A 22,995-nucleotide genomic window follows, 5' to 3' on the forward strand; every position below is an offset into this window, starting at 1 on the left:
GCCCGGCAGGTCATCCCGGACCCGATCCGGGATCTTTCTCCACCTCTTCCCTTGGTCACTCCCCGGAATAAATCCGGGGATTGAGGATCGTGGTGGGGGAGGGAGCGGGCAACGGAAACGGCTGAACTCCAGCGGTCCTAACGTTCCGCCAGTTCCAGCACCTCGTCGGCGCCGACGCGACGCCCGGTCTTCCGCCAGCCCAGGTGGCGATACACCGCCGAGGCGCGCAGGTCCGGATTGGGGGAGGCGCAGAGCCAGATCGGCGAACAGCCCTGCTCCCGCAGCCAGTCCACCGCCAGCTCCAACAGCCGGCGGCCGATGCCGAACCCCTCATATCCGGGCCGAACCGCCAGCACCTCCACCTCGCCGTCGCTGCGGTCTGCCATGGCGAAGCCCACGACCTGGCCGTCGGCGGCGCAGAGCCAGCCTTTCAGTTCGGCGGAGAGGCGCGGGGTCAGGCTTCGGACCGTCACACCGTATTGCTGCTCCAACTGTTCCGGCGTGATGGCGTTCTCGTTGGTCGTGAAGCGCATCTCCAGGGCTGCGGGGATATCGGCCACCGTCATCTCGCGATAGGTCAGCGGCGGCGCATCGAACTGGCTGCCGTCGGCGCGCCAGAGATAGCGTACGTCCGGCGTCTTCTCTTCGTTGCCGGCGCCATCGGTGAAGTCGACGGCGCGGAACCCGTGCCGCTCGTAGAAGCGGCGGGCCGGGAGGTTCTGCTGGAAGGCCCAGAGCTGGAGTTCTTTCGTTTCGGCCTGTGCGCGGCAGAGCAGCTCGGTTCCGAAGCCACGGCGCCAATGGCTGGGCAGAAGGTAGAGATGCTCGATCCAGTCGCCGACCGCACTCAGCGCCATATACCCGACGACGGTACCGTCCTCTTCCACGACGGTGACCCGGGCGTCGGGCAGCATCCGGTTCTCGACGAACCAGAGGTCTTCGTCAGGCGTGTAGCGATCGGGCAGCCAGGGCATCGCCGTGCGCATGGAGAGCCGCAGGATGCGGGCGACGGCCGGAGCGTCGGAGGCGAGGGCGGGCCGGTAGTGGATCATATCCGCCCCCGCATCCGTTCGGACCTACTCGGTGCGGCCGAACACGCGCCTGAAGATCGTGTCCACATGCTTGGTGTGGTAGCCGAGGTCGAACAGCCCGTCGAGCTGCTCGGCGCTGAGCGCGGTCGTCACTTCGCTGTCGGCGCCCAGCAGGGTGCGGAAGTCCTTGCCCTCCAGCCAGACCGGCATGGCGTTGCGCTGGACCAGACGATAGGCGTCCTCGCGGCTCACCCCGGCCTGGGTCAGCGCCAGCATCACCCGCTGGCTGTGGATCAGGCCGCCGAGCTTGTCCAGATTGGCCTGCATGGTCTCCGGGTAGACGATCAGCTTGTCGATCACGCCGGTCAGGCGGGCCAGCGCGAAGTCCAGGGTCACCGTGGCGTCCGGGCCGATCATCCGCTCCACCGAGGAGTGGGAGATGTCGCGCTCGTGCCACAGGGCCACGTTCTCCATCGCCGGCACTACCGTCATGCGCACCAGCCGGGCGAGGCCGGTCAGGTTCTCGGTCAGCACCGGGTTGCGCTTGTGCGGCATGGCGGACGAGCCCTTCTGCTTCTCGCTGAAGAACTCCTCGGCCTCGCGCACCTCGGTGCGCTGGAGATGACGGATCTCGGTGGCCAGCCGCTCGACCGACGAGGCGACCACGCCGAGCACGGCGAAGAACATGGCGTGGCGGTCGCGCGGGATGACCTGGGTGGAGACCGGCTCGGCCTCCAGGCCCAGCGCCTTGGCGACATGCTCTTCGACGAACGGGTCGATATTGGCGAAGGTGCCGACCGCGCCGGAGATGGCGCAGGTGGCGACCTCCTTGCGGGCGATGACAAGACGCTCGCGGCAGCGCTGAAACTCCACGTGGTGGGAGGCGAGCGTCACGCCGAAGGTCGTCGGCTCGGCGTGGATGCCGTGGCTGCGGCCGACCTTGACCGTATTCTTGTGCTCGAAGGCCCGGCGCTCCAGGGCGGCCAGCAGGGCGTCCACATCCTCGATCAGGATGTCGGCGGCGCGGGTGAGCTGCACGGCCAGGCAGGTATCCAGCACGTCGGAGCTGGTCATGCCCTGGTGGACGAAGCGCGCTTCCGGCCCCACATGTTCGGCGAGGTTGGTCAGGAAGGCGATGACGTCGTGCTTGACCTCGGCCTCGATGGCGTCGATGCGGTCGACCTCGAAGGCGCCGCGCTCCCACACGGCCTTGGCGGCTTCCTTGGGGATCACGCCGAGTTCCGCCTGGGCGTCGCAGGCATGCGCCTCGATCTCGAACCAGATCCGGAACTTCGATTCCGGCGACCAGATGGACGCCATTTTCTCGCGGGAATAACGCGGGATCATGCGGGGACGGACTCCGGTGGCGGTTGGGATGCGAGGGTCATATCATCCGGCCCCGCCGGAGTCACCTGAACGAAGCAGCAGCGCACCGCCCTATCGCGGGAGGACACGAGACGATGAAGGTCAACGGAACCCACTACCGCCCGATCTGGCAGGCCAAGAACGGCGAGGCGGTCGAGATCATCGACCAGACGAAGCTCCCGCATGCCTTCGAGACGCTGCGGCTGGCGTCGATGCAAGACGCCGCGCACGCCATCAAGGCGATGCTGGTGCGCGGCGCGCCGCTGATCGGCGCGACCGCCGCCTGGGGCCTGTGGCTGGCGATGCGCGAGGATTCCTCCGACGGCAACCTGGAGAGCGCCTACACCACTCTGATGGCCACCCGGCCGACGGCGGTGAACCTGCGCTGGGCGCTGGATGCCGGCCGCGCGAAGCTGGCGCCGCTGTCCCCGGACGCGCGGGTCGGGGCGGCCAAGGCCTTCGCCGAGCAGGTCTGCGACGAGGATGCCGAGCTGAACCACGCCATCGGCCGCCACGGGCTGGAGATCATCCGCGCCATCGCGGCGAAGAAGCCGGGCGAGACGGTGAACATCCTGACCCACTGCAACGCCGGCTGGTTGGCGACGGTGGATTGGGGGACCGCGACCTCGCCGATCTACCAGGCGCATGACGAGGGCATTCCGGTGCATGTCTGGGTGGACGAGACCCGGCCGCGCAACCAGGGCGCCTTCCTGACCGCCTGGGAGCTGAACAACCACGGGGTGCCGCACACGGTGATCGTCGACAATGCCGGCGGCCATCTGATGCAGCATGGCAAGGTCGACATGGTCATCACCGGCACCGACCGGGTGACGGCGAACGGCGACGTCGCCAACAAGATCGGCACCTATCTGAAGGCGCTCGCCGCGTCGGATAACGGCGTGCCGTTCTACGTGGCGCTGCCGAGCCCGACGATCGACTGGACGCTGGACGACGGCATGAGGATCGAGATCGAGGAGCGGTCCGGCGAGGAGGTCACCCGCATTCCCGGACGGCTGGACGACGGCACGCTCGCGTCGGTGACGATCACGCCGAAGGGCTCGCCGGCGGGCAATCCGGCCTTCGACGTCACCCCGGCGCGGCTGGTGACCGGCCTGATCACCGAACGCGGCGTCTGCGCGGCGACCCCGGCCGGCCTGCTGTCGCTGTTCCCGGAGCACCGGGCGGCGGGAGAATAGGGGCGAGCAGGGCAGGCGCCCCTCCACCGCTTCCCCTTCTCTCATTCCCCGGATTTATTCCGGGGAGTGAGAGAAGGGTGGATGGGCCGACACCGCCGCCGCCCGGCACCACCGCCATGCCGCCACCGCTCGTACCGCCACTGCCCGTGCCCCCACCGCCCCGTGCCGTCCCCGCCCGGCACCGGGGTCCACGGTCCGGCGGCGTCCAGCGGCGGCTTTGGGGGCAACGGCCGTCGGCGCGCCGGTGTGGACCCCGGCCGGGGTCGGAGACGGCTGCATAGGGGCCTCCGCTTCTCCCGTCCTCACCATGGAGACCCCAGACGCGATTTCCCGCACCGTGCGACGCCTCGCGAATTGACCCGGCGCCGCGCGGCCCTATCCTCGACCTCTGGCAACACGAGGTCCGACCATGCGCCGACGCTTCCTGCTCGCCCTATCCGCCTTCCTGCTCCTGCTGCCGGGCATCGCCGCCGCGCGCGACACCCTGACCATCGGGGTCAGCCAGTATCCCTCGACCCTGAATCCGATGATCGACGCGATGCTGGCCAAGTCCTACGTGCTGGCCGCCACCCAGCGTCAGCTCACCGTCGAGGACCAGGACTGGGCGCCGGTCTGCCAGCTCTGCGTCAAGCTGCCGAGCCTGGAGGACGGCGACGCCGAGACCTTCCCGTCGAAGACCGAGGCGGGTGAGCCGGTCACCGGCGTGCGCAAGACCTACGAGATCCGCGCCGACGCCTTCTGGGGCGACGGCACGCCGGTCACCACCGACGACGTGCTGTTCGCCTGGGAGATGGGCCGCAACCCGGAGACCGGGGTCGACATCCTGAAGGCCTATCAGGACGTGCTCGACATCGAGGTGCACGGCCCGAAGCGCTTCACCATCGTCAACCGCAAGCTCGACTACCGCTACCGCTCCATGGGCGATTTCTCGGTCATGCCGGCGCATCTCGACCGGCCGGCCTTCGCCGAGCCCAAGGAGTACCGCAACCGCACCCTGTACCAGACCGACCCGACCAATCCGGGCCTGTGGAACGGGCCGTACCGGGTCGCCGAGGTGCAGGTCGGCAGCCAGATCGTGCTGGCCCGCAACGAGCACTGGAAGGGCACGCGCCCGGTCTTCGACCGGGTGGTGATCCGCGCCATCGAGAACACCTCGGCCCTGGAGGCCAACCTGCTGTCCGGATCCATCGACATGATCGCCGGGGAGAGCGGGCTCGCCATCGACCAGGCCATCGCCTTCGAGAAGCGCCACGGCGACAGCTACACCGTGATCTACCAGCCCGGGCTGATCTACGAGCATCTGGACGTCATGCTGTCCAACCCGATCCTGGGCGACCTCAAGGTGCGCCGCGCCCTGCTGCACGCGATCGACCGGGAGGCGATTAACAACCGCCTGTTCGCCGGCAAGCAGCCGGTGGCGACCGGCTCGGTCAACCCGCTGGACTGGACCCATACGACCGAGGGCGTGTCCACATATCCCTACGACCCGGAGGCGGCCAAGGCGTTGCTGGAGGAGGCGGGCTGGACGCCGGGGCCGGGCGGCATCCGGGTGAACGGCGAGGGGCAGAAGCTGTCGATCTCGCTGATGACCACGGCCGGCAACCGGACGCGCGAGCTGGTGCAGCAGGTGCTGGCCGACTACTGGAAGCGGGTCGGGGTGGAGACCGTCATCCGCAACGAGCCGCCGCGGGTGTTCTTCGGCGAGACCGTCTCCAAGCGCCGCTTCACCGGGCTGGCCATGTTCGCCTGGCTGTCGGCGCCCGAGCACCTGCCGCGCACCACCCTGCATTCGGAGTCGATCCCGAGCGAGGCGAACAACTGGGGCGGCCAGAACTACACCGGCTACAGCAATCCGGAGATGGACCGGCTGATCGAGGCCATAGAGGTCGAGCTCGACCGCGACAGGCGCGGCGCGCTGTGGGCCGAGCTGCAGCGACTCTACGCCACCGACCTGCCGGTGCTGCCGCTGTATTTCCGGGCCGACAGCTACATCCTGCCGAAATGGCTGGAGGGCGTGCGGCCGACCGGGCACAAGTACACCACCACCAACTGGATCGAGGACTGGCGGGTGGCGGAGTAGCGGATGACCGAATAGCGGGGAGGGGGCCGTGACCGGGGAACGGGATACGCCGGGCGCGCGGACGTCCGTCCGGGAGGCTGTGGAGTGGGGTGCGGTCGGCCATCCGTTGCTGAGCGGTCTGTACGCCTATTGGGACGCCAAGCGCGGCGACCGCCTGATGCCGGCCCGCGCGGATCTCGATCCGCTGGAGATCCCCCAGGTTCTGAGCCACCTGATCCTGCTCGACGTGACCCACGACCCGCTGCGCTTCCGGGTGCGGCTCTACGGCACCGAGGTCGCCGACCTGCGCGGCCGCGACCTGACCGGGCGCTACCTGTACGAGGGCGCCCCGACCAGCCTGGGGGAGACCACCCGCCCCTGGAACCTCGCCACGGTGGAGACCCGCCGCCCGCATTACGTGACCGGGCCCTACGAGGACATCAGCGACAAGCGGATCGGCACCTTCCACCGGCTGGGCCTGCCGCTCTCTGTCCGCGGGGAGCGGGTGGACATGCTGATGATCGGGCTTGTGCGGGAGTGGGAGGCGTGAACAACGAGGTGGAGCCGAGGAGAAACGTTACCGTCTGATACGCTGGAATGGGGCGTCTCAAGTATACCGCCTAAAGCTCCCCTCCACCTTCACCGTCCCGCTCTGCGACACCACGACGATGCAGAGCAGAAAACTGTCGATCGTCTGGCCGTCCCGGGCGAAGGGCAGGATCAGGCGGTCGTAGCGCAGCTCGCTGGTGCCGTCGCCGATCGGGAAGACGCGCTGGGAGAAATGCGGCACGCGGGCGGCCAGGATCTCCTCGTAGGTCCGGATCGCGGTCGACAGGTAGGCGTCGCGGTACAGCGCGTGAAAGGTCTTGCCGGTCGGGTCGCGGCCGGCGCGCTCGACGATCTCGGTGCCGGCCAGGCGGTAGCGGAACGAGCGCTCCGCCGGCCTGTCATCCTCCGACATTGGGTTCGGCGCCGCCGGCTCCACCGGCAGGCCGTCCAGCACCAGGCAGGGCTCGATCACCGCGATGCGCGGCAGCATGGCGCGGAAGTCCGACGGCTCGAAGGTCTCGCGCGACGGCAGGCCGCCCTCCGGCTTGGCGGCGTACCAGAACTCCAGCAGGGCGCGGTGGTCCGGATGCTCTACGGCGGCCAGGGTCGCCACATCGGACGCGTAGTTTCTGTCGTCGCTCATCGTGAGCCCTAACCTATTGGTGCGCAGCGGAAAGGCAAGCCGCCGCGGATCGGTGCAGCCGGCGGCGCGCCCGCGGCGATTGCGCCGCCCGACCCCCGCGGCGATTGCGCCGTCCCGCGCCGAAGCGTAGGTCTCTGGTTCCGGAGCCCTGCGGTACGCGTCTCTTCCATACGATCCGCAAGCCCCATCCGATCAGTTCAACCGGGCCGATCAGCTCAACCGAGCCGACAAATTCAACCGAGGCGTACCATGACCGACGCGCATGAAGATTACGTTTACGACGAGGCCAGCGGCGAGTGGGTTCCGGCCGGGCAGGCCGCCGCGGCCGCCGAGCCCGACGCGGTGCCGGTGCGCGACGCCGCCGGCACGGTCCTGGCGGACGGCGATTCCGTGACGCTGATCAAAGACCTGAAGGTCAAGGGCGCGAACCAGACCCTGAAGCAGGGCACGGTGATCAAGTCGATCCGGCTGACCGCCGACCCCGAGGAGATCGACTGCCGCCACGAGAGCATCAAGGGCCTGGTCCTGCGCACCGAGTTCGTGCGCAAGCGCTGATCCCTGCCGGTGCGGGCGGAGCGGGGCATGGCGGCAAGACACCCTTCGCGGTCGCGGCGCCATTCCCTGCATTGTCGGCCGCGCGCGGGCTCTGCTAGCGTCGCCGTCCCTTCAACCGGTCCTCGCAGGGAGCGCGTCATGGCCATCACCTTCTACGATCTGTGCGGCAAGGACGGAGCGCGGTTCAGCCCCTATGGCTGGCGCACCCGCATGGCGCTGGCCCATAAGGGGCTGGACTACGACCTGGAGCTGGTGAAGTTCACCGAGAAGGAGAAGGTGGCCTTCTCCGGCCAGAAGCTGGTGCCGGTGATCCGCTACGGCGAGACCGTGGTGGCCGACAGTTTCGCCATCGCCTGCTTCCTGGAGGACGCGTTCCCGGACAAGCCGTCGCTGTTCGGCAGCCCCGAGGTCGGAACGGCCGGGCGCGGCATGGCCAAGGTCATCAACGGCTTCGTCGACCGCATGGTGCAGCCGCTGATCGCGCCGCTTATCGTCGCCGACGTGTTCGACTGCGTGGACGAGACCTGCCGGGAGTATTTCCGCACCTCGCGCGAGCAGCGCTTCGGCATGACGCTGGCGGAATTCCAGTCCAAGCGCGACGAGAAGGTGGCGGCGTTCCGCACCGCGCTGGAGCCGATCCGGCTGGTGGTCAAGGACCAGCCGTTCATCGGCGGCACCGCGCCGACCTATGCCGACTACATCCTGTTCGGCTCGATGCAGTGGGCGCGGCTGACCTCGACCTTCCAACTGGTGGAGGGCGACGATCCGATCCATGCTTGGTTCGAGCGCGTGCTCGACAGCAATGGCGGCATCGCCCGCCAGGAACCGATCGTCGCCAAGGCCGCCTGAACGGAACAAGAAACCCGGAGGAAACCGCATGCCGCCCGTCCTGCCGCCGCCGCGCCTCAGACTGCCCGAACCAGACAAGCTGTCGCCGGAACAGCGGCGCATCCATGACGAGATCGCCTCGGGCCCGCGCGGCAAGGTGCAGGGACCGCTGGCGATCTGGCTGACCTCGCCGGATCTGGCGGACAAGGCGCAGCAGCTCGGCGCGTTCTGCCGCTACGGCTCGTCGCTGGAGCCGCGGCTGTCGGAGCTGGCGATCCTGGTGACCGGCCGGGTCTGGGGCGCGCAGTTCGAATGGACGGTGCACAAGCCGATCGCGCTCAAGGCCGGCCTGTCGGAGGCGGTGGTGGAAGCCGTCCGCACCCGCCGGACGCCGCCCTTCGAGAAGGAGGACGAGCGCGTGGTGCACGACTTCGCCCAGACGCTGCACCGCGACCGCAAGGTGACGGACGAACTCTATGCCGAGGCGGTGACGCTTCTCGGCGAGCGGGGGGTGGTCGATCTGGTCGGCATCCTCGGCTACTACACCCTGATCTCGATGACCCTGAACGCGTTCAACGTCCCGCTGGAGGGCGATGCCCAGCCCGAACTGGACTGAACGCATGTGATCCGACGGAGGAGGCTTCGATGCTGGCAGCGGAACTCACGGCCATCGGGCCGGCCCATGAGGTGGTCAAGGCCGTCGAAGTGGCGGCGCCCGGGGCGCCCGCCGCCGACGAGATCGTCGTGTCCCTGGCGGCCTGTTCGATCAACCCGGCCGACCTGCTGCTGATCGAGGGCAAATACGCCAGCCTGCCCGAAGTGCCGTCGCGCCTCGGCATCGAAGGGGTGGGGACGGTGGAGGCCGTGGGCACCGAGATCGACCACCTGTCCCCGGGCGACGTGGTGCTCAGCCTCGGGCGCACGAACTGGGCCCACAAGGTGGTGCTGAAGGGCACCCAGGCGGTGAAGCTGCCGGCCGATATCGATGTCGAGCAGGCGGCCATGCTGAAGGTGAACGGGGCCACCGCCTATCGCATGCTCAAGGATTACGTCGACCTCGCTCCCGGCGACTGGGTGATCCAGGACGCGGCCAATTCCGGGGTCGGCATCAACCTGATCCGGCTGGCCGCGGCCGCCGGGATCCGCACGGTCAACGTGGTGCGCCGTCCGGAACTGATCGAGCCGCTGATGGACCAGGGCGCGGATGTGGTGGTGGTCGACGGCCCGGACCTGGTGCGGCACGTCCACGACGCCACCGGCGGGGCGGAGATCCGGCTCGGCATCGACGCGGTGGCCGGGAGCATGGTGCACCGCATGGCCGACTGCCTGGCGCCGGGCGGGGTGATCGTCAATTACGGCCTGCTGTCCGGCCGACCCTGCGAGATCAGCGCCGACCACCTGGTGTTCAAGGGGCTCAGCCTGACCGGTTTCTGGCTGGCCAAGGTGGCGTCGGGCCTGGCCTATGAGGAGGTCGCCGAGATGTACCAGGCCCTGGCCGAGCGCATCCAGGACGGCACCCTCGTCGTGCCGGTGGAGGCCCGCTATCCGCTGGAGGAGATCGAGGCGGCGATGCGCCATGCCGGGACCTATGGCCGGGGCGGAAAGGTACTGCTCCGACCGAACGGCTGAACCGCCCTCAGACACAAATTGTCACTAGACGCCATGTGGATTTACCGCCAATATTTTTCACAAAGAACTAACTAATTTTCATCTGACACGTCTGAAAACCTGCCGGGTGTGGCGTTATGGAACCGAGGAAGGTCGTCGCGGCGTTGTCGGCGCTGGCGCAGGAGACTCGGCTGGGAATCTTCCGTCTGCTGGTGCGGGCAGGCCCTGCCGGCCTGTCGGCGGGGGTGATCGCCCGCGAGCTCGGTGTGGTGGCCTCGACCCTGTCCCATCATCTGGGGCTGCTGGAGCAGGCGGAGCTGGTCCGCTCGGCCCGACGCGGCCGGCACGTGATCTACAGCTGCGACCTGGATGGGGTGCGCAGCCTGGTCCGCGTCCTCGGCGAGGATCTGGTTTCCGCGGAGGCCGGCCTCGACTGCGCGGCCGAGTAGGCGGCGGCGCTTGACGGCTTCGGCGCCTTAACCTTGTATTGACGGGTTTCAGCGACACTTAATCGCCATGACCCAGAACCCGGCCGACACCGCTCCGCGCAGCACCGACGAGACCGAGATTGTCTTGCCGGCGGAGCTGTGTGGCGCCGCCAGGCTCGGACTTCAGATCTTCGGCTTCGTGTGCCTCGCCATCGGCATCGCCGGCGTGATCCTGCCGGGCCTGCCGGGCACGGTGTTCCTGATCGTGGCGCTCTGGGCGTTCTCGCGCTCCTCCCACCGCCTGCATCTCTGGCTCTACAGCCATCCGCGCTTCGGCGCCGGCCTGCGGGCGTGGCATCGCCATCGGGTGATCCCGACCAAGGCGAAGATCGCCGCCGTGGCCGCCATGACCCTGGCCGCCGCCATGCTGATCGCCGCCTTTCCGTCGAATGCCTGGATCCCGGGGACCAGCATCGCGGTCATGGTCGCGGTCGCCGCCTGGATCGTCACCCGTCCGGGGCGGATCGCCGACCCGAGCTGACGGCCAACGCCGCCGTCGGACTGGCCCAAACTCCTCACTTCCGTTAAACCCTTCGCCACCCGCCGATCTGTCGGCGCGGCCCTGTACTGGTACTGGGCGGAAAGAAAGTCTGATCCGATATGCCACCGCGCCGCAGACGCTCAAAGCCGACGCCGATCAAGAAGGGTCGGATCCCCGCCAATGCCGGACCGGTCGATGTCGAGATCGAGACCGTCGGCGGCCGGGGCGACGGGGTCGGCACCGCCACCGTGAAGATCGGCTATGACGAGCGTGCGCGCCTGGTTTTCGTGCCCTTCACCCTGCCGGGCGAGCGGGTGCGCGCGCGGCCTGTCGCCGATCGGGGCGAGGGGGTGGCGGCCGAACCGGTCGAGCTGCTGTCCACCGCCGACGATCGTGTCGATCCGGCCTGCCCGCACTTCATGACCTGCGGCGGTTGCGCCCTGCAGCATTGGCGCGACGAGTCCTATCAGGACTGGAAGGTCGGCCAGATCCGCCAGCACCTGTCGCGGGTCGGGATCGAGGGATTTCCGATGGCGCCGCTGGTGACGGCCGAGCCGGGCACGCGGCGGCGCGCCGATTTCGCCGTGCGCCGCCTGTCCGACCGCACCGTCCTCGGCTTCCATGAGCGCGGCGGCAGCAAGATCGTCCCGCTCGATACTTGCCCGGTGCTGACGGCGCCGATCCAGGCACTGCTGCACCCCGTCAGCGACCAGATGCACCGGGTGCTGCAACCGGGCGAGGGCGCCGACGTCATCGTCAACCACCTGCATAGCGGCCTGGACATGCTGGTGGTGCTGCCGCGCAGCCCGAACCTGCAGGAACGCGAGGCCTGGGCCAAGTTCGCCGAGACCGAGGGCCTGGCCCGGCTGTCGATGCGGGTGGCGGGTGATTCCGACCCGATGCCGGAGCCGCTGTCCGGCCGGGGGGCGGCGACTATCCGGCTGGGGGGCGTCGACGTGACGCCGCCGCCGGGCGCCTTCCTGCAGGCGACGGCCTCCGGCGAGACCGCGATCCGGGAGGCCGTGGCGCAGGCGGCCCGCAAGGCCAAGCGTCGGCTCGACCTGTTCGCCGGGATCGGCACCCTGTCGCTGCCCCTGGCCGCCGACGGTCCGGTGCTGGCGATCGACGGCGACACGCTGGCGATCCGTGCCCTGCGCGCGGCCGCCGATGCCGCCGGGCTGGGGACGGCCCGGCTGAAGACGGAAACCCGGGAGCTCTTCAAACTGCCGCTGGAAGGCGACGAACTGGACGGGTTCGACGTTGTCGTGTTCGACCCGCCGCGCGCCGGGGCCAAGGCCCAGGCCGCCGCGCTGGCCGCCAGCGGGATCCCGACGATCGTCGCCGTGTCCTGCAACCCGGCCACCTTCGCCCGCGATGCCGCCGCCCTGGTCGAGGGCGGCTACACGCTGGAGCGGCTGGTGCCGATTGACCAGTTTCTCTGGTCTCCCCACATCGAGCTTGTCGCCGTCTTCCGGCGCTGACGCCTCACCGATCCAAGGAGACCCCATGGCCGCCACCCGCGAAGAAACCGACAGCCTGGGCTCCATCGACGTCCCCGTCGACCGGTATTGGGGCGCGCAGACCCAGCGCAGCCTGGAGAATTTCCCGATCGGCGGCGACCGCATGCCGCTCGCCCTGATCCACGCCTTCGCCCTGCAGAAGCAGGCCTCCGCCCGGGCCAACCGGCGGCTCGGCGGCCTTGAGGCGGAGCTGGCCGAGGCGATCGACAGAGCGGCGGCGGCGATTGCCGCCGGGGATCACGACGCGGAGTTCCCGCTGGTGGTCTGGCAGACCGGTTCGGGCACCCAGACCAACATGAACCTGAACGAGGTGATCTCGAACCTGGCGAACGAGAGCCTCGGCAGCGCGCGCGGCAGCAAGCGGCCGGTCCATCCCAACGACCACGTGAACCGGGGGCAGTCCTCCAACGACAGTTTCCCCACCGCCATGCACATCGCCGGCGTGCGGGAGATCCACGCCAGACTGCTGCCCGGCCTGCGCCGCCTGCATGCCGCACTCGCGGCCAAGTCCGAGGCGTTCCACGACATCGTCAAGATCGGCCGGACCCACCTGCAGGACGCCACGCCGCTGCGCCTGGGCGACGCGGTCGGCGCCTGGGCGTTCCAGGTGGAGACCGGGATCGCCCGGGTGGAGGCGGCGCTGCCGCGCCTGTCGGCGCTGGCCCAGGGCGGCACGGCGGTCGGCACCGGCGTGAACACCGAGCCGGGCTTCGCCGAGGCGTTCGTGGAGGAGCTGCGGGCGCTGACCGACCTGCCCTTCACCTCCGCACCGAACAAGTTCGAGGCCCTGGCCGCCCACGACGCCATGGTCGAGATGTCCGGCGCGCTCAACACGGTGGCCGTCTCGCTGATGAAGGTGGCCAACGACGTGCGCATGCTCGGCTCCGGGCCGCGCTGCGGCATCGGTGAGCTGATGCTGCCGGCGAACGAGCCGGGCTCTTCCATCATGCCCGGCAAGGTGAACCCGACCCAGGCCGAGGCGCTCACGCAGGTCTGCGCCCGGGTGATGGGCAACCACACGACGATCACCGTGGCCGGGGCGACGGGGCATTTCGAGCTCAACGTCTTCAAGCCGGTGATGGCCGACGCCCTGCTGCAGTCGATCCGTCTGCTGGGCGACGCGGCGGCGAGCTTCGCCGAGCGCTGCGTGGACGGCATGGAGGCGGACAGGTCGCGGATCTCCGAGCTGCTGGGCAAGAGCCTGATGCTGGTCACCGCTCTGGCGCCGCATATCGGCTATGACGCCGCCGCCAAGATCGCCAAGAAGGCCCATGAGGACGGCACCACCCTGAAGGAGGCCGCCCGCGCGCTCGATCTGGTCTCCGACGCGGATTTCGACCGCTGGGTGCGGCCGGAGGCGATGCTGGGACCCGAGGGATGACGGTGTCGGCCGGCGCCGATCCGGCGGCGCCGCGCAAGCGCTCGGTGATGATCGCCGGTCACGCCACCAGCGTGTCGATGGAGCAGGCGTTCTGGGATCTGCTGGCAACCTTCGCCGAGGCGCGCGGGGTGTCGCTCAATGCGCTCGTCACCGAGATCGACCGGACGCGCACGGCCAACCTGTCCAGTGCGATCCGCGTCTGGGTGCTACGGGAGTGCGCGCGGCTGGCCGGCCTGGAGGACGGTCCGGCGGGTTAGACGACGAAGTTCAGCAGGCCGTTGCTCTGGGGCAGGATCGAGCCGATCTGGCTGGCGATCGCGCTCTGGGCGTTGAAGTTCGAGTTCACGCTGAAGCCCTGGGATTCCAGATCCTTCTGGATGAGGTAGCGCTCGATGAACTTGCGGGCCTCGTCGGTGAATTCGATCGGCTTCAGGAAGTCGCCCGTGCCGCCGCCTTCGCCCTCGATCGCGATCCGCTCCTCGTTGAGGATCTCTTTCTGGATGTTCAGCGCGTAGCTCTCCGCCTTCAGGCGGCCCAGGGTTCCCTGGGCGACGAACAGCGCATCGTTCAGGGCGCTGACCCGGGCGTCGTCGTCGCCGGCGGTCGCGGCCACGTAGTCGAAGCCTTCCAGCGCGGTGCGGAAGTTGGTCTCGAACGAGGTCTGGGCATCGATCGTGATCGTCGACCCGAGCGAGTCGAAGGCCACCTTGATGTCGCGGGCGAACTCGCCGAGCAGGTTGTTGCCGTCCTTGCCCGACTTGGAGATCAGCTCGTCGAGCTCCACCCGAAGTTCGCGCACCTGGCTGTCCAGGCGACCGCGCGGGTCCGCCTCTTCCAACGCGAAGGCGATGACGGTGCGATCCCGCTTCAGCTGGGATGTCAGGTCCTGCAACGCCGGCTTGAGGTCGTCGTCGAGCTGGGTGACCAGCGCCTCACCGGCGGCCGCGTCGGTGATCGACGCCGGCAGCAGGTCGTAGATCGAGGCCGTAAGGTCTCCGCCCTCGGCCCGGGCCTGGGTCGTGCCGACAACAGTGTAGTTGACGGTACCGTCGGCCAGCAGGTTGTCCAGGGTCGTCGAATTCGCGCCGTTGCTGACCTCTCCGGGCGTGTTGATGAGCTGGTCAAGCTCCCCGAGGCGGGCGGTGTAGTAGGCGTTGATCTCGGTGAGATCGGCGTCGTCTTTCTGGGCATCCTTGGCGAGCTGCCGGATATCGCCGAGCACGCGCTCGATGGTCGTGGCGCGCTTCAGACCGTCGTCGATCGACAGCAGCCCGGTGCTGAGCGACTGGGTGTCCAGCTCTACCGCGAAATCGACATTGTTCAGGGCGTTGGTGATGCTGACCACGTTGATCGCGGTCTGCGATTCCGACGTCTTGAACGCGGCGTTCGCAGTGTCGAAACTGGCGTCGGCGGTGTCGGCGTCGGCCGAGCGGGTAGCATAGGTCGCGCCGTCGACGGCGTCGCGCGCCGCCTGCAGGTCGGTCAGGAAGCCGGACAGGTCCGTGGACCGCGTGATGGCCTTCGTGCCGTCGCTGGCGACCTGGGTTGTGATCACCGCCTCGGTCGCGTCGGTCCCGGCCGGCAGGGCGCCGCCCGTGCCGTTGCGCAACAGGTTCTGGGTCTGGCCGGTCTCAGGATCGTAGAAGGTCGCCGTGTTGACGAAGCCCTCGTCGCCAAGAATCTTGTCGGCATAGTCGAGATACTGAGCCTGCAGGGTGGCGAATGATTCCTCGTCCTCCGCGTTGCGCAGCTTGATCGAGATCTTGTCGAGTTCGTCGAGCACGATCCGGGTGTTCTTTGTCGCCTGGTTGGCCACCGCGACGAGACCGCGCTGGCGCAGCAGGTCTGGAAGGGCGGCTTCCTGGATCGGAATCTCGGCCGCGTTGACCCCGGCCGGATCGGTGATCGCGCCGAGATCGGCATAGGCGGTGCGGGCGGTCTCCAGCTTCTCGACGATGGAGTTCAGCGTCTTGGTGGCCGCGGTGATGGCCGCCGAGCCGTTGGAGATCGAGGTCAGGTCGGCCTGCAGCTTCTCCAGCTGGTTCCGCTCCGTCGCCGACGTCGAACTCAGCTTGAGGGAGCTGAGATCCAGGCCCTTCTCGACCAGGGAGGCCTGCTTCTCGACCGACTGGTTGGCGATCTGGGCCGGCAGGTTCAGCGCGTCGGTCACAATGGCGCGCAGAGCGGAATCGCCGAGGATCTGGTAGGTGCTGTCGACCGAATTGATCCGGCGCAGGAAGAACAGCGCGTCGCGGGCGGCCGAGTTCTGCTGGCCCAGGCTGCGCTCGAACTGGACGGTCAGGTACTTGTCGATGACCTCGGTCTGCTCGGAGGAGAGCTTGAGGTTCTTGACGCCGTATTCGGGGGTGTTCAGGAACTTCGCCAGTTCGCCGTAGCGGGTGTCGGCCAGTCGGTTGGCGAAGGAGTTGATGTCGTTGGGGTCGCTCTCGATGACCTTGCGGATCTTGCCGACATTGTTGATGTCGGAGTCCAGGCCGAAAGAGGTCAGAACGAATTGCAGCGTGTCGCGGTCGTCGAGCAACTCGTCGACGTCGTCCAGCTTGGATACGCCCGACTTGAAATCGGCGATGGCATTCTGGACGTCGTTGCGGTCGAGAAAGGATTGGCGGGCGGCAACCTGATCGCGCTCGTAGCTGCGCCAGGCAGCGATTGCCGACATGGTGGAGCCGCCTCCACCGTACGCGGAGCCAAGGAGTCCACCACCACCTCCGGCGGCGCCTCCAAGGATGGCCGATGCGGCTGCGAAGTTCGTCACGGCGGAAAACTCCTGTTTTTGCCGTAGGCTCGGGCAGTAACGCCCGGTCCGGTCGTTTCTCGACCACCGTCTACTATAGGCGTCTCGTTACCTCTTCACAACGAGATTTACGCTTCTGCACACGGCGTCTCTGTTGAGGGCCCTCCGCCGGGCAGTTCTTGCCGGGCGAATGCCCCCGCTTCTATAGTGTCGACCAATCCCATGCGAAAACCATTCCAAGAGTCTGCGCCATGTTCACGACGCGCCCGGAAATCCGCGGCACCTTCGGAGTTGTTGCTTCCACCCACTGGCTCGCGTCCGCCGTCGGCATGCGCGCGCTGGAGCGGGGCGGAAATGCTTTCGACGCCGCGGTCGCCAGCGGCTTCACCCTGCAGGTGGTCGAGCCGCATCTGAACGGCCCGGGCGGCGACCTGCCGGCCCTGTTCTACAGCAAGAAGACCGGCAAGCTGCAGGCGCTCTGCGCCCAGGGGCCGAGCCCGGCGGCGATGACCATGGAGGCGATCCGCGGCCTCGGCCTCGACCTCGTCCCCGGCAGTGGGTTCCTCCCCGCCGTCGTCCCCGGCGCCTTCGACGGCTGGCTGCGGATGCTGCGCGACCACGGCACGATGACCCTGGCCGAGGTGCTGGAGCCGGCGATCGACTACGCGATCAACGGCTACCCGGCCGTCGGGCGGATCGCGGCGACGATCAACACCGTGAAGGAGCTGTTCGAGACCGAATGGCCGACCTCGGCGGCGATCTACCTGAAGAACGGCGAGCCGCCGGCGCCGGGCAGCCTGTTCGCCAACCCGACGATGGGCGAGACCTATGCCCGGATCGTTAGGGAAGCGGAAGCCGGCGGCGGCTCCCGCGAGGCGGTGATCGATCGGGCGCGCGACATCTGGTACCGCGGCTGGGTCGCCGAGGCGATCGACGCCTATTTCCACGCCGCCCCGATGATGGACGTCTCCGGCCGCCGCCATCTGGGACTGCTCACCGCCGACGATCTGGCGAACTGGGAATCCCATTACGAGGAGCCGGCCACCTACCAGTGGGGCCGCTACACCGTCGCGAAATGCGGCCCGTGGAGCCAGGGCCCCTCGATGCTGCAGCAGCTCGCCCTGCTCGACGGCATGGGCGTGGGCGAGATGGATCCGACCGGTCCCGACTTCGTGCACAGCGTGGTCGAGGCGATCAAGCTCGCCATGGCCGACCGCGAGGCGTTCTACGGCGACCCGGACTTCGCCGACGTGCCGATGCAGACCCTGCTTTCCTCGGAATATAATGCCGAGCGGCGCAAGCTGATCACCGGCGAGGCCTCCATGGACCTGCGTCCGGGCACCATCGAGGGCTATCTGGGCTCGATCGACGCCGCGCTGGGCGTGGATGTCCAACTCGACCCGCGCGAGATGGAGCGCATGGGCATCGGCGAGCCGACGGTGTCGAAGAGCGGCGCGATGAAGGGCGACACCGTCCATATCGACGTCATCGACAAGGACGGCAACATGTTCTCCGCCACGCCGAGCGGCGGCTGGCTGCAATCCTCGCCGATCATCCCGGAGCTCGGCTTCTGCATGGGCAACCGGGCGCAGATGTTCTGGCTCGACGAGCGGTCGCCCTCCGCTCTCGGCCCCAAGCGCCGGCCGCGCACCACCCTGTCGCCCAGCTTCGCGCTGCGCGACGGCGAGCCCTACATGGCCTTCGGCACCCCGGGCGGCGACCAGCAGGACCAGTGGCAAACCCTGATGTTCCTGCACCACGCCGAGCATGGCATGAACCTGCAGGAATCGATCGACTGTCCGGCCTTCCACAGCGAGCATTTCCCGAGCTCGTTCTGGCCGCGCGGCCGCAAGCCCGGCAAGCTGGTGCTGGAGGGGCGCTTCCCCGAGGCGACCGTCAAGGAACTGCAGCGCCGCGGCCATGACGTCCAGGTCGGCGAGGACTGGTCGGAAGGTCGGCTCAGCGGCGCCGTGAAGGACGGCCGGATGCTGAAGGCCGGGGCCAACCCGCGCGGCATGCAGGGCTACGCCATCGGTCGCTGACCGGCCGGCGGACCGGAACCGCCGCAGCGGACGTAGCGATGATCGACAGCCTTACATACAGCGAAGCGGAAGGGATGGTCCGTGTCACCCTCTCCGGCGACCTCGACGTTGAGGATTTTCGTGAGGCGATGGGCGAGGTGGTGCGCATCCGCGCCACCGTCGGCCCGACCCATTCGGTCTGGGACGTCACCGCGCTGGACTTTACGGGGATCGACATCGGTATTCTGCGCAGCCTCAGCCAGGCGCGCGCTTCCTTCGCCCCTCGAGGCCGGGGCGAGCGGGTAGCGATCGTCGTCCCGGGAACGATCGAACAGTCGATCATGAAGCTGTTCCTCGACCTGTCGGAGGAGATCGAGAACCAGCAGCGGGTGTTCACGAACCGCGCCGATGCCGAGCGCTGGTGTCTGACCGGGGCGGAGCCGGCGTAGGGCGCGTCCGGATCGGACCGCTTCGACCTGAAACGCTCGCGTTCTAGAGTCAAATCCGACCATATTGAATCGTTTCGTGAGTCAATTTGGTCGGTGAATTTGTCTCTAAAACAATGAGATAGAGAAGATTCTCGCACGTTGACGCGATCACGAAGTGATCCCGTCACCCCACGATCTGCTCTAGACGTCTTCCGGCATGCCCAGGGAGGCCAGGGCGTTGGACAGGTATTCGCGGAGATAGAAGGCGGTGTCGGGCGTCAGTTCGATCAGGGCCACCCGCCCGTCCTCGCGCTTGATCTTCAGGATCAGGTTCTCGCCCGCCCGTTCGATGATGAACGACTCCGCCCGTGCCGCCATGCCGGGCGCACGATCACGGTCGCTCACGCTGGGCTGAGCGCGCGCGAATTTGTTCCAGTCACTTTCGGCCGGCTTCATCATGGCGCTCGGGGGACGATCATCCTCGTGTCGGCTTGCGATCCATGATTATATAGGATTTGAAAGTGTTTGCCTCGTATTTCCTGCGGAACCGGACGAGGGCGAGAGCCGAGTCGCGATGAAGAAGCTCCTTCTGTTCGTCCTGCTGCCCCTGCTGCTGCTGATCGGCGCCGGCGCCGGCGCTTTCGTGGCGGGACTGATTCCGGGTTTCGGCGGCGCGCCGGAGGCGGAACTCACCGCCGAGCAGAAGGCGGAGCAGGAGCGCATCGCGAACACCGCCCCCTCGGCCGCCAAGCCGAGCCCGGTCGGCGCGGTGTTCCACACGCTCGACGAGTTCGTGGTCAACCTTCGCTCCAACACCGGCTATCCGGTCTTCCTGCTGCTGAGCCTGACCGTCGAACTGCCGAACGAAGGGGCCATTCAGGTCGTGCAGGCGCAGGAGCCGCGCATCCGCGACGCCCTGATCGTCTATCTGTCGAGCCTGACGCCCCAGCAACTGAACGGCTATGACGGAATCCAGAAGGTGCGCAACAATGCATGGCGGCTGCTGCGCGAGCTGGTCGGACCGGACACCATCGTGAACGTCCAGATCGCTAAGCTCACCGTCAAATAGGCGGCCGCCGCGCCGACCGACCACCGTCTTGATCCGATCCAGGGAGAATTCCATGTCTCGCATGCTCGCCGTCGCCCGCGAAAGCTGGCCGATCCGCGGAGTGTTCCGCATTTCGCGCGGTGCGCGCACCGAGGCGGAGGTAGTGCTGGTCACCATCACCGACGGCGAGACGGTCGGCCGCGGCGAATGCGTGCCCTATACCCGCTACGGCGAGTCGATCGACAGCGTGATCGGCCAGATCCAGAGCGTCGCCGAGGCGATCGCCGGCGGCATGGACCGCTCCGCGCTGCTGGACGCCCTGCCGGCCGGGGCCGCCCGCAACGCGGTCGACTGCGCTCTGTGGGACCTTGAGGCGAAGAGCAGGGGCCTGCCCGCCTGGAAACTCGCCGGCCTGGCCGGCGCGCCGCAGCCGGTGACCACGGTCTATACGCTCTCCGTCGACAGCCCGGACGCCATGGGGGCCGCCGCCCGCGAGAACGCCCACCGGCCGCGCCTGAAGCTGAAGATGACCGGCGACGGCGAGGATCTGGCGCGGGTCACGAAAATCCGCGAGAACGCGCCGGGTGTCGATCTCGTGGTCGATGCGAACGAGGCCTGGAGCATCGACAGCTATCTGGAGATCGCGCCGAAGCTGGCCGAACTCGGCGTGTCGATGATCGAACAGCCGTTGCCGGCCGGCGACGACGCCGCATTGGTGGGCGCCCCCCGGGCGACAGTGGTCTGCGCCGACGAGAGCTGCCACGACACCGCCACCCTCGACGGGCTGGAGGGCAAGTACGACATGGTCAACATCAAGCTCGACAAGACCGGCGGCCTGACCGAGGCCCTGCGGCTGAAGGCCGAGGCGGAGAAGCGTGGCTTCCGGGTCATGGTGGGCTGCATGATCGGCACCTCCCTGGCCATGGCGCCGGGCATGATCGTGTCCCAGGGCGCCGAAATTGTCGATCTTGACGCCCCGCTGCTGCTGGCCAAGGACCGCGACCCCTGCATGACCTACAACGGCAGCACGGTGATGCCGCCGGAACCGGCCCTGTGGGGCTGAGCCGATGAGCGGCGTCGCCCAGCATTACGAGCGCAGCGGCCTGGTCGAGCAGCTCGTCGCCCGGCTGGCCGAGCACGGCATCGCCGCGCCGACCCGGGCCGACTTCTCGGTGCTGGACCAGATGCACATGCGCGGCGAGACCGGCACCGAGGACGTGATCGCGGCGACGGGGATGGCCGCCGGCATGGCGGTCGCCGATCTCGGCTCCGGCCTCGGCGGTTCCGCCCGGATCTTCGCCGATGTGGTCGGGGCCCGGGTGACGGCGGTCGACCTGACGCCGAGCTTCTGTGCCGCGGCCGAGGCGATCAACGCCATGGTCGGCCTGTCCGACCGGATCGCGGTGGTGGAGGGCGATGCCACCGCCACCGGCCTGCCGGCGGAGACCTTCGACATCGTCACCACCCTGCACGCCTGCATGAACATTCCCGACAAGGCGGGTGTGTACCGCGAGGCCTTCCGGCTGCTGAAGCCGGGCGGCCGGTTCTGCTTCTACGACATCGTCCTGGGGCCGGGCGGCGCCCCGCGCTATCCGACGCCCTGGGCCGAGCGGCCGGCGCTCAGCCACCTGATCCCGCCGCAGGAGATGCAGGCGCTGTGCGAGGCCGCCGGCTTCCGCACGGTCGACCTGCGCGACTACACCGCGGAGGCCAAGGCCGGCTCGGTCAAGCGGCGCGAGGAGGCCCGGCGACGGGCGGAGACCGGCGAGCCGGTGCCGCTTCAGGCCGGCGACATCATCATGGGGGAAACCGCCGGCGAGAAGATGCGCAATATGGCCCACAACTTCGATGGCGACCATGTCGGTGTGGCGCTCGGCGTATTCGAAAAGCCTGAGAACCCGCTGTAAAAAAAAGAGCCGCGGTAGGGGGACCGCGGCTCTTGCGACATGTCCGCAAGGGACGGAGGAAGCCCAGGGTGGACCTCAGTCGTTCGCGTAGTCTAACGATAGGTCGCGCATCGAGTCAATGCGTGCGCGCAATGCGTGCTGATACCCGTCACTCCACCGGGTAGGGGCCGTCCTCGAAGACCGTGTCGTGATAGCCCTTGCTGCCCACGGCCCGAGCCAGCGGGCTGCCGATGGGTTCGCCCCGGGAAAGCTGGTCGAGCACCCGGGCGAAGTCGTATGCGGGCGCCCAGCCAAGCTCCCGGCGGGCCTTGGCATTGTCGTAGACCCGGTCGATCTCGTCGAACATCCGGTAGCCGAGGCGGGCATAGAGCGGCTCGAAATCCGGGAACAATCGGCCCACCACGCCGGCGGGGGCGCCGCGCAGCGCCGCCAGGTCGGCGCGGGTAAAGGGGGTGGTTGCGCTGACGATGTAGCGCCCGAAGCCGATCTCGGCGGCGCGTTCCAGTGCCCGCAGATGGGCTTCGGCCGCGTCGGCCAGGTCCACCCGGCGGAACAGGAACTCGTTCGCCTTGGCATTGGCATCGGCGTAGAGGGCGCGACGCTGACGGTTGTCGTCCTCTTCGGGAAAGAAGCGGGCGGTCCGCAGCACCAGGCAGGGCAGTCCGTGGCGACGGTGGAACAGCTCGCACAGGTCCTCCGCCGCCGTCTTGGTCACGCCGTAGATGTTCTTCGGCGCGCCGCGCACGGTCTCGTCGATCCAGACGGCGGGCTCGCCCGGGGCGGGGGCGAGGGCGCCGCCGAAGGCGCTGGTGGTGCTGGTGAAGATGAAGGCGGAGACGCCGCCGCGCACCGCCTCCTCCAGCGGGGTTAGCGTGCCGGTGATGTTGGTGTCGACGAAGTCCTGCCGGCTGTGGGTCCCGACATGAGGTTTGTGCAGGGTGGCGGTGTGCAGGACGGCATCGACGCCCCGCATCGCGGTGGCCACGACGGCCGGATCGGCGATCGAGCCGACGATGCCGGTATGGGGTCCGGGCTTGATGTCGAGGCCGACCGCCGCGTGCGGTCCGTCGGCGAGCAGCCGCATCAGCCCTTCGCCGAGATGGCCGCTACTCCCGGTGACCAGGATCCGCAT

The 22,995-nt window shown here is 68.4% G+C and carries 23 protein-coding genes; 17 read left to right on the forward strand and 6 right to left on the reverse strand.

The genetic code is table 11. From position 1 onward, the window contains the following. Nucleotides 1-137: 137 nt before the first annotated feature. Nucleotides 138-1,052, reverse strand: a complete 915-nt coding sequence (locus G578_RS28385) for a GNAT family N-acetyltransferase (protein WP_051244565.1) — start codon at nucleotides 1,050-1,052, stop codon at nucleotides 138-140. 24 nt (nucleotides 1,053-1,076) lie between these two features. Then, entirely contained in the window at nucleotides 1,077-2,378 is a 1,302-nt protein-coding gene (gene purB / locus G578_RS0110670; protein ID WP_028794223.1) for an adenylosuccinate lyase, read from the reverse strand. Nucleotides 2,379-2,491: 113 nt separating this feature from the next. On the opposite strand from purB, the gene mtnA reads away from it, so the two are divergent. The 3 genes from mtnA (at nucleotide 2,492) to G578_RS0110685 (ending at nucleotide 6,201) form a co-directional block, all read left to right on the forward strand. Next, a complete protein-coding gene (gene mtnA, locus G578_RS0110675) occupies nucleotides 2,492-3,592 on the forward strand; it encodes an S-methyl-5-thioribose-1-phosphate isomerase (RefSeq protein ID WP_028794224.1) in 1,101 nt (366 codons plus the stop codon). Nucleotides 3,593-4,001: 409 nt separating this feature from the next. After that, on the forward strand, nucleotides 4,002-5,672 hold the full coding sequence (locus tag G578_RS0110680) for a peptide ABC transporter substrate-binding protein (protein WP_028794225.1): 1,671 nt from the start codon (nucleotides 4,002-4,004) through the stop codon (nucleotides 5,670-5,672). Nucleotides 5,673-5,700: 28 nt separating this feature from the next. Continuing rightward, complete coding sequence (locus tag G578_RS0110685; protein WP_038013982.1) at nucleotides 5,701-6,201, forward strand: PAS domain-containing protein; 501 nt, start codon at nucleotides 5,701-5,703, stop codon at nucleotides 6,199-6,201. A gap of 57 nt (nucleotides 6,202-6,258) precedes the next feature. On the opposite strand, the gene G578_RS0110690 is transcribed toward G578_RS0110685, so the two are convergent. Continuing rightward, nucleotides 6,259-6,843 carry a PAS domain-containing protein gene (locus tag G578_RS0110690; protein ID WP_028794227.1) on the reverse strand — a complete coding sequence of 195 codons (585 nt, stop codon included), beginning with the start codon at nucleotides 6,841-6,843 and terminating at the stop codon, nucleotides 6,259-6,261. A gap of 249 nt (nucleotides 6,844-7,092) precedes the next feature. Here G578_RS0110690 and G578_RS0110695 point away from each other — a divergent pair, with 249 nt between their 5' ends. The 9 genes from G578_RS0110695 (at nucleotide 7,093) to G578_RS25810 (ending at nucleotide 13,961) form a co-directional block, all read left to right on the forward strand. Further along, nucleotides 7,093-7,398 (forward strand): alkylphosphonate utilization protein, encoded by a 306-nt coding sequence (locus G578_RS0110695; RefSeq protein WP_028794228.1) that lies wholly within the window; start codon nucleotides 7,093-7,095, stop codon nucleotides 7,396-7,398. Between the two features lie 138 nt (nucleotides 7,399-7,536). Beyond that, a complete protein-coding gene (locus tag G578_RS0110700) occupies nucleotides 7,537-8,247 on the forward strand; it encodes a glutathione S-transferase family protein (protein ID WP_028794229.1) in 711 nt (236 codons plus the stop codon). A 28-nt stretch (nucleotides 8,248-8,275) separates the two neighbouring features. Then, complete coding sequence (locus G578_RS0110705) at nucleotides 8,276-8,842, forward strand: carboxymuconolactone decarboxylase family protein (RefSeq protein ID WP_028794230.1); 567 nt, start codon at nucleotides 8,276-8,278, stop codon at nucleotides 8,840-8,842. Between the two features lie 29 nt (nucleotides 8,843-8,871). Further along, nucleotides 8,872-9,855: a zinc-dependent alcohol dehydrogenase family protein gene (locus G578_RS0110710; protein ID WP_028794231.1), complete on the forward strand. Its 984-nt coding sequence runs from the start codon at nucleotides 8,872-8,874 to the stop codon at nucleotides 9,853-9,855. 116 nt (nucleotides 9,856-9,971) lie between these two features. Then, a complete protein-coding gene (locus G578_RS0110715; RefSeq protein WP_028794232.1) occupies nucleotides 9,972-10,283 on the forward strand; it encodes an ArsR/SmtB family transcription factor in 312 nt (103 codons plus the stop codon). A 67-nt stretch (nucleotides 10,284-10,350) separates the two neighbouring features. After that, nucleotides 10,351-10,803, forward strand: coding sequence for a YbaN family protein (locus G578_RS0110720; RefSeq protein WP_084618815.1), 453 nt, complete (start codon nucleotides 10,351-10,353; stop codon nucleotides 10,801-10,803). Nucleotides 10,804-10,922: 119 nt separating this feature from the next. Next, nucleotides 10,923-12,284: a class I SAM-dependent RNA methyltransferase gene (locus G578_RS0110725; RefSeq protein ID WP_028794234.1), complete on the forward strand. Its 1,362-nt coding sequence runs from the start codon at nucleotides 10,923-10,925 to the stop codon at nucleotides 12,282-12,284. Between the two features lie 25 nt (nucleotides 12,285-12,309). Further along, nucleotides 12,310-13,704 carry a class II fumarate hydratase gene (gene fumC / locus G578_RS0110730; RefSeq protein ID WP_028794235.1) on the forward strand — a complete coding sequence of 465 codons (1,395 nt, stop codon included), beginning with the start codon at nucleotides 12,310-12,312 and terminating at the stop codon, nucleotides 13,702-13,704. Next, entirely contained in the window at nucleotides 13,701-13,961 is a 261-nt protein-coding gene (locus G578_RS25810; RefSeq protein WP_038013985.1) for a ribbon-helix-helix domain-containing protein, read from the forward strand. Before fumC ends, G578_RS25810 begins: the two co-directional genes overlap by 4 nt. Here G578_RS25810 and G578_RS0110740 read toward each other — a convergent pair. Continuing rightward, nucleotides 13,958-16,384, reverse strand: a complete 2,427-nt coding sequence (locus G578_RS0110740; protein WP_028794236.1) for a DUF1217 domain-containing protein — start codon at nucleotides 16,382-16,384, stop codon at nucleotides 13,958-13,960. The genes G578_RS25810 and G578_RS0110740 overlap by 4 nt on opposite strands. A 326-nt stretch (nucleotides 16,385-16,710) precedes the next feature. Between G578_RS0110740 and G578_RS0110745 the strand changes: the two genes are divergently transcribed. Continuing rightward, complete coding sequence (locus G578_RS0110745; protein ID WP_028794237.1) at nucleotides 16,711-18,501, forward strand: gamma-glutamyltransferase family protein; 1,791 nt, start codon at nucleotides 16,711-16,713, stop codon at nucleotides 18,499-18,501. Nucleotides 18,502-18,539: 38 nt separating this feature from the next. Further along, nucleotides 18,540-18,929 (forward strand): STAS/SEC14 domain-containing protein, encoded by a 390-nt coding sequence (locus tag G578_RS0110750; protein WP_028794238.1) that lies wholly within the window; start codon nucleotides 18,540-18,542, stop codon nucleotides 18,927-18,929. A gap of 180 nt (nucleotides 18,930-19,109) precedes the next feature. Here the strand turns inward: G578_RS0110750 and G578_RS0110755 are convergent, their stop codons facing one another. Then, nucleotides 19,110-19,313, reverse strand: a complete 204-nt coding sequence (locus G578_RS0110755; protein WP_156907274.1) for a hypothetical protein — start codon at nucleotides 19,311-19,313, stop codon at nucleotides 19,110-19,112. 169 nt (nucleotides 19,314-19,482) lie between these two features. On the opposite strand from G578_RS0110755, the gene G578_RS28390 reads away from it, so the two are divergent. From G578_RS28390 to G578_RS25820, 3 genes are read left to right on the forward strand one after another with little or no spacing between them, the layout of a single operon-like run. Continuing rightward, on the forward strand, nucleotides 19,483-19,977 hold the full coding sequence (locus G578_RS28390) for a flagellar basal body-associated FliL family protein (RefSeq protein ID WP_051244567.1): 495 nt from the start codon (nucleotides 19,483-19,485) through the stop codon (nucleotides 19,975-19,977). A 52-nt stretch (nucleotides 19,978-20,029) separates the two neighbouring features. Continuing rightward, on the forward strand, nucleotides 20,030-21,019 hold the full coding sequence (gene dgcA / locus G578_RS0110765; protein WP_028794240.1) for an N-acetyl-D-Glu racemase DgcA: 990 nt from the start codon (nucleotides 20,030-20,032) through the stop codon (nucleotides 21,017-21,019). 4 nt (nucleotides 21,020-21,023) lie between these two features. Beyond that, nucleotides 21,024-21,863: a class I SAM-dependent methyltransferase gene (locus tag G578_RS25820; RefSeq protein WP_051244571.1), complete on the forward strand. Its 840-nt coding sequence runs from the start codon at nucleotides 21,024-21,026 to the stop codon at nucleotides 21,861-21,863. Nucleotides 21,864-22,011: 148 nt separating this feature from the next. On the opposite strand, the gene G578_RS0110775 is transcribed toward G578_RS25820, so the two are convergent. Further along, on the reverse strand, nucleotides 22,012-22,995 hold the full coding sequence (locus G578_RS0110775) for an NAD-dependent epimerase/dehydratase family protein (RefSeq protein ID WP_028794241.1): 984 nt from the start codon (nucleotides 22,993-22,995) through the stop codon (nucleotides 22,012-22,014).

Origin of the sequence: Thalassobaculum salexigens DSM 19539 (assembly GCF_000423805.1) — a bacterium.
In the GTDB taxonomy this organism is placed as follows: Bacteria; Pseudomonadota; Alphaproteobacteria; order Thalassobaculales; family Thalassobaculaceae; genus Thalassobaculum; species Thalassobaculum litoreum.

Coding starts and splice junctions, on each gene's coding strand:
- G578_RS0110710 (WP_028794231.1), top strand. CDS start 8,872: ATGCTGGCAGCGGAACTCACGGCCATCGGGCCGGCCCATGAGGTGGTC.
- G578_RS0110695 (WP_028794228.1), top strand. CDS start 7,093: ATGACCGACGCGCATGAAGATTACGTTTACGACGAGGCCAGCGGCGAG.
- G578_RS0110690 (WP_028794227.1), bottom strand. CDS start 6,843: ATGAGCGACGACAGAAACTACGCGTCCGATGTGGCGACCCTGGCCGCC.
- G578_RS0110745 (WP_028794237.1), top strand. CDS start 16,711: ATGTTCACGACGCGCCCGGAAATCCGCGGCACCTTCGGAGTTGTTGCT.
- G578_RS28385 (WP_051244565.1), bottom strand. CDS start 1,052: ATGATCCACTACCGGCCCGCCCTCGCCTCCGACGCTCCGGCCGTCGCC.
- mtnA (WP_028794224.1), top strand. CDS start 2,492: ATGAAGGTCAACGGAACCCACTACCGCCCGATCTGGCAGGCCAAGAAC.
- G578_RS0110750 (WP_028794238.1), top strand. CDS start 18,540: ATGATCGACAGCCTTACATACAGCGAAGCGGAAGGGATGGTCCGTGTC.
- purB (WP_028794223.1), bottom strand. CDS start 2,378: ATGATCCCGCGTTATTCCCGCGAGAAAATGGCGTCCATCTGGTCGCCG.
- fumC (WP_028794235.1), top strand. CDS start 12,310: ATGGCCGCCACCCGCGAAGAAACCGACAGCCTGGGCTCCATCGACGTC.
- G578_RS28390 (WP_051244567.1), top strand. CDS start 19,483: ATGAAGAAGCTCCTTCTGTTCGTCCTGCTGCCCCTGCTGCTGCTGATC.
- G578_RS0110775 (WP_028794241.1), bottom strand. CDS start 22,995: ATGCGGATCCTGGTCACCGGGAGTAGCGGCCATCTCGGCGAAGGGCTG.
- G578_RS0110715 (WP_028794232.1), top strand. CDS start 9,972: ATGGAACCGAGGAAGGTCGTCGCGGCGTTGTCGGCGCTGGCGCAGGAG.
- G578_RS0110740 (WP_028794236.1), bottom strand. CDS start 16,384: ATGTCGGCAATCGCTGCCTGGCGCAGCTACGAGCGCGATCAGGTTGCC.
- G578_RS0110680 (WP_028794225.1), top strand. CDS start 4,002: ATGCGCCGACGCTTCCTGCTCGCCCTATCCGCCTTCCTGCTCCTGCTG.
- dgcA (WP_028794240.1), top strand. CDS start 20,030: ATGTCTCGCATGCTCGCCGTCGCCCGCGAAAGCTGGCCGATCCGCGGA.
- G578_RS0110705 (WP_028794230.1), top strand. CDS start 8,276: ATGCCGCCCGTCCTGCCGCCGCCGCGCCTCAGACTGCCCGAACCAGAC.
- G578_RS0110700 (WP_028794229.1), top strand. CDS start 7,537: ATGGCCATCACCTTCTACGATCTGTGCGGCAAGGACGGAGCGCGGTTC.
- G578_RS25810 (WP_038013985.1), top strand. CDS start 13,701: ATGACGGTGTCGGCCGGCGCCGATCCGGCGGCGCCGCGCAAGCGCTCG.
- G578_RS0110720 (WP_084618815.1), top strand. CDS start 10,351: ATGACCCAGAACCCGGCCGACACCGCTCCGCGCAGCACCGACGAGACC.
- G578_RS25820 (WP_051244571.1), top strand. CDS start 21,024: ATGAGCGGCGTCGCCCAGCATTACGAGCGCAGCGGCCTGGTCGAGCAG.
- G578_RS0110725 (WP_028794234.1), top strand. CDS start 10,923: ATGCCACCGCGCCGCAGACGCTCAAAGCCGACGCCGATCAAGAAGGGT.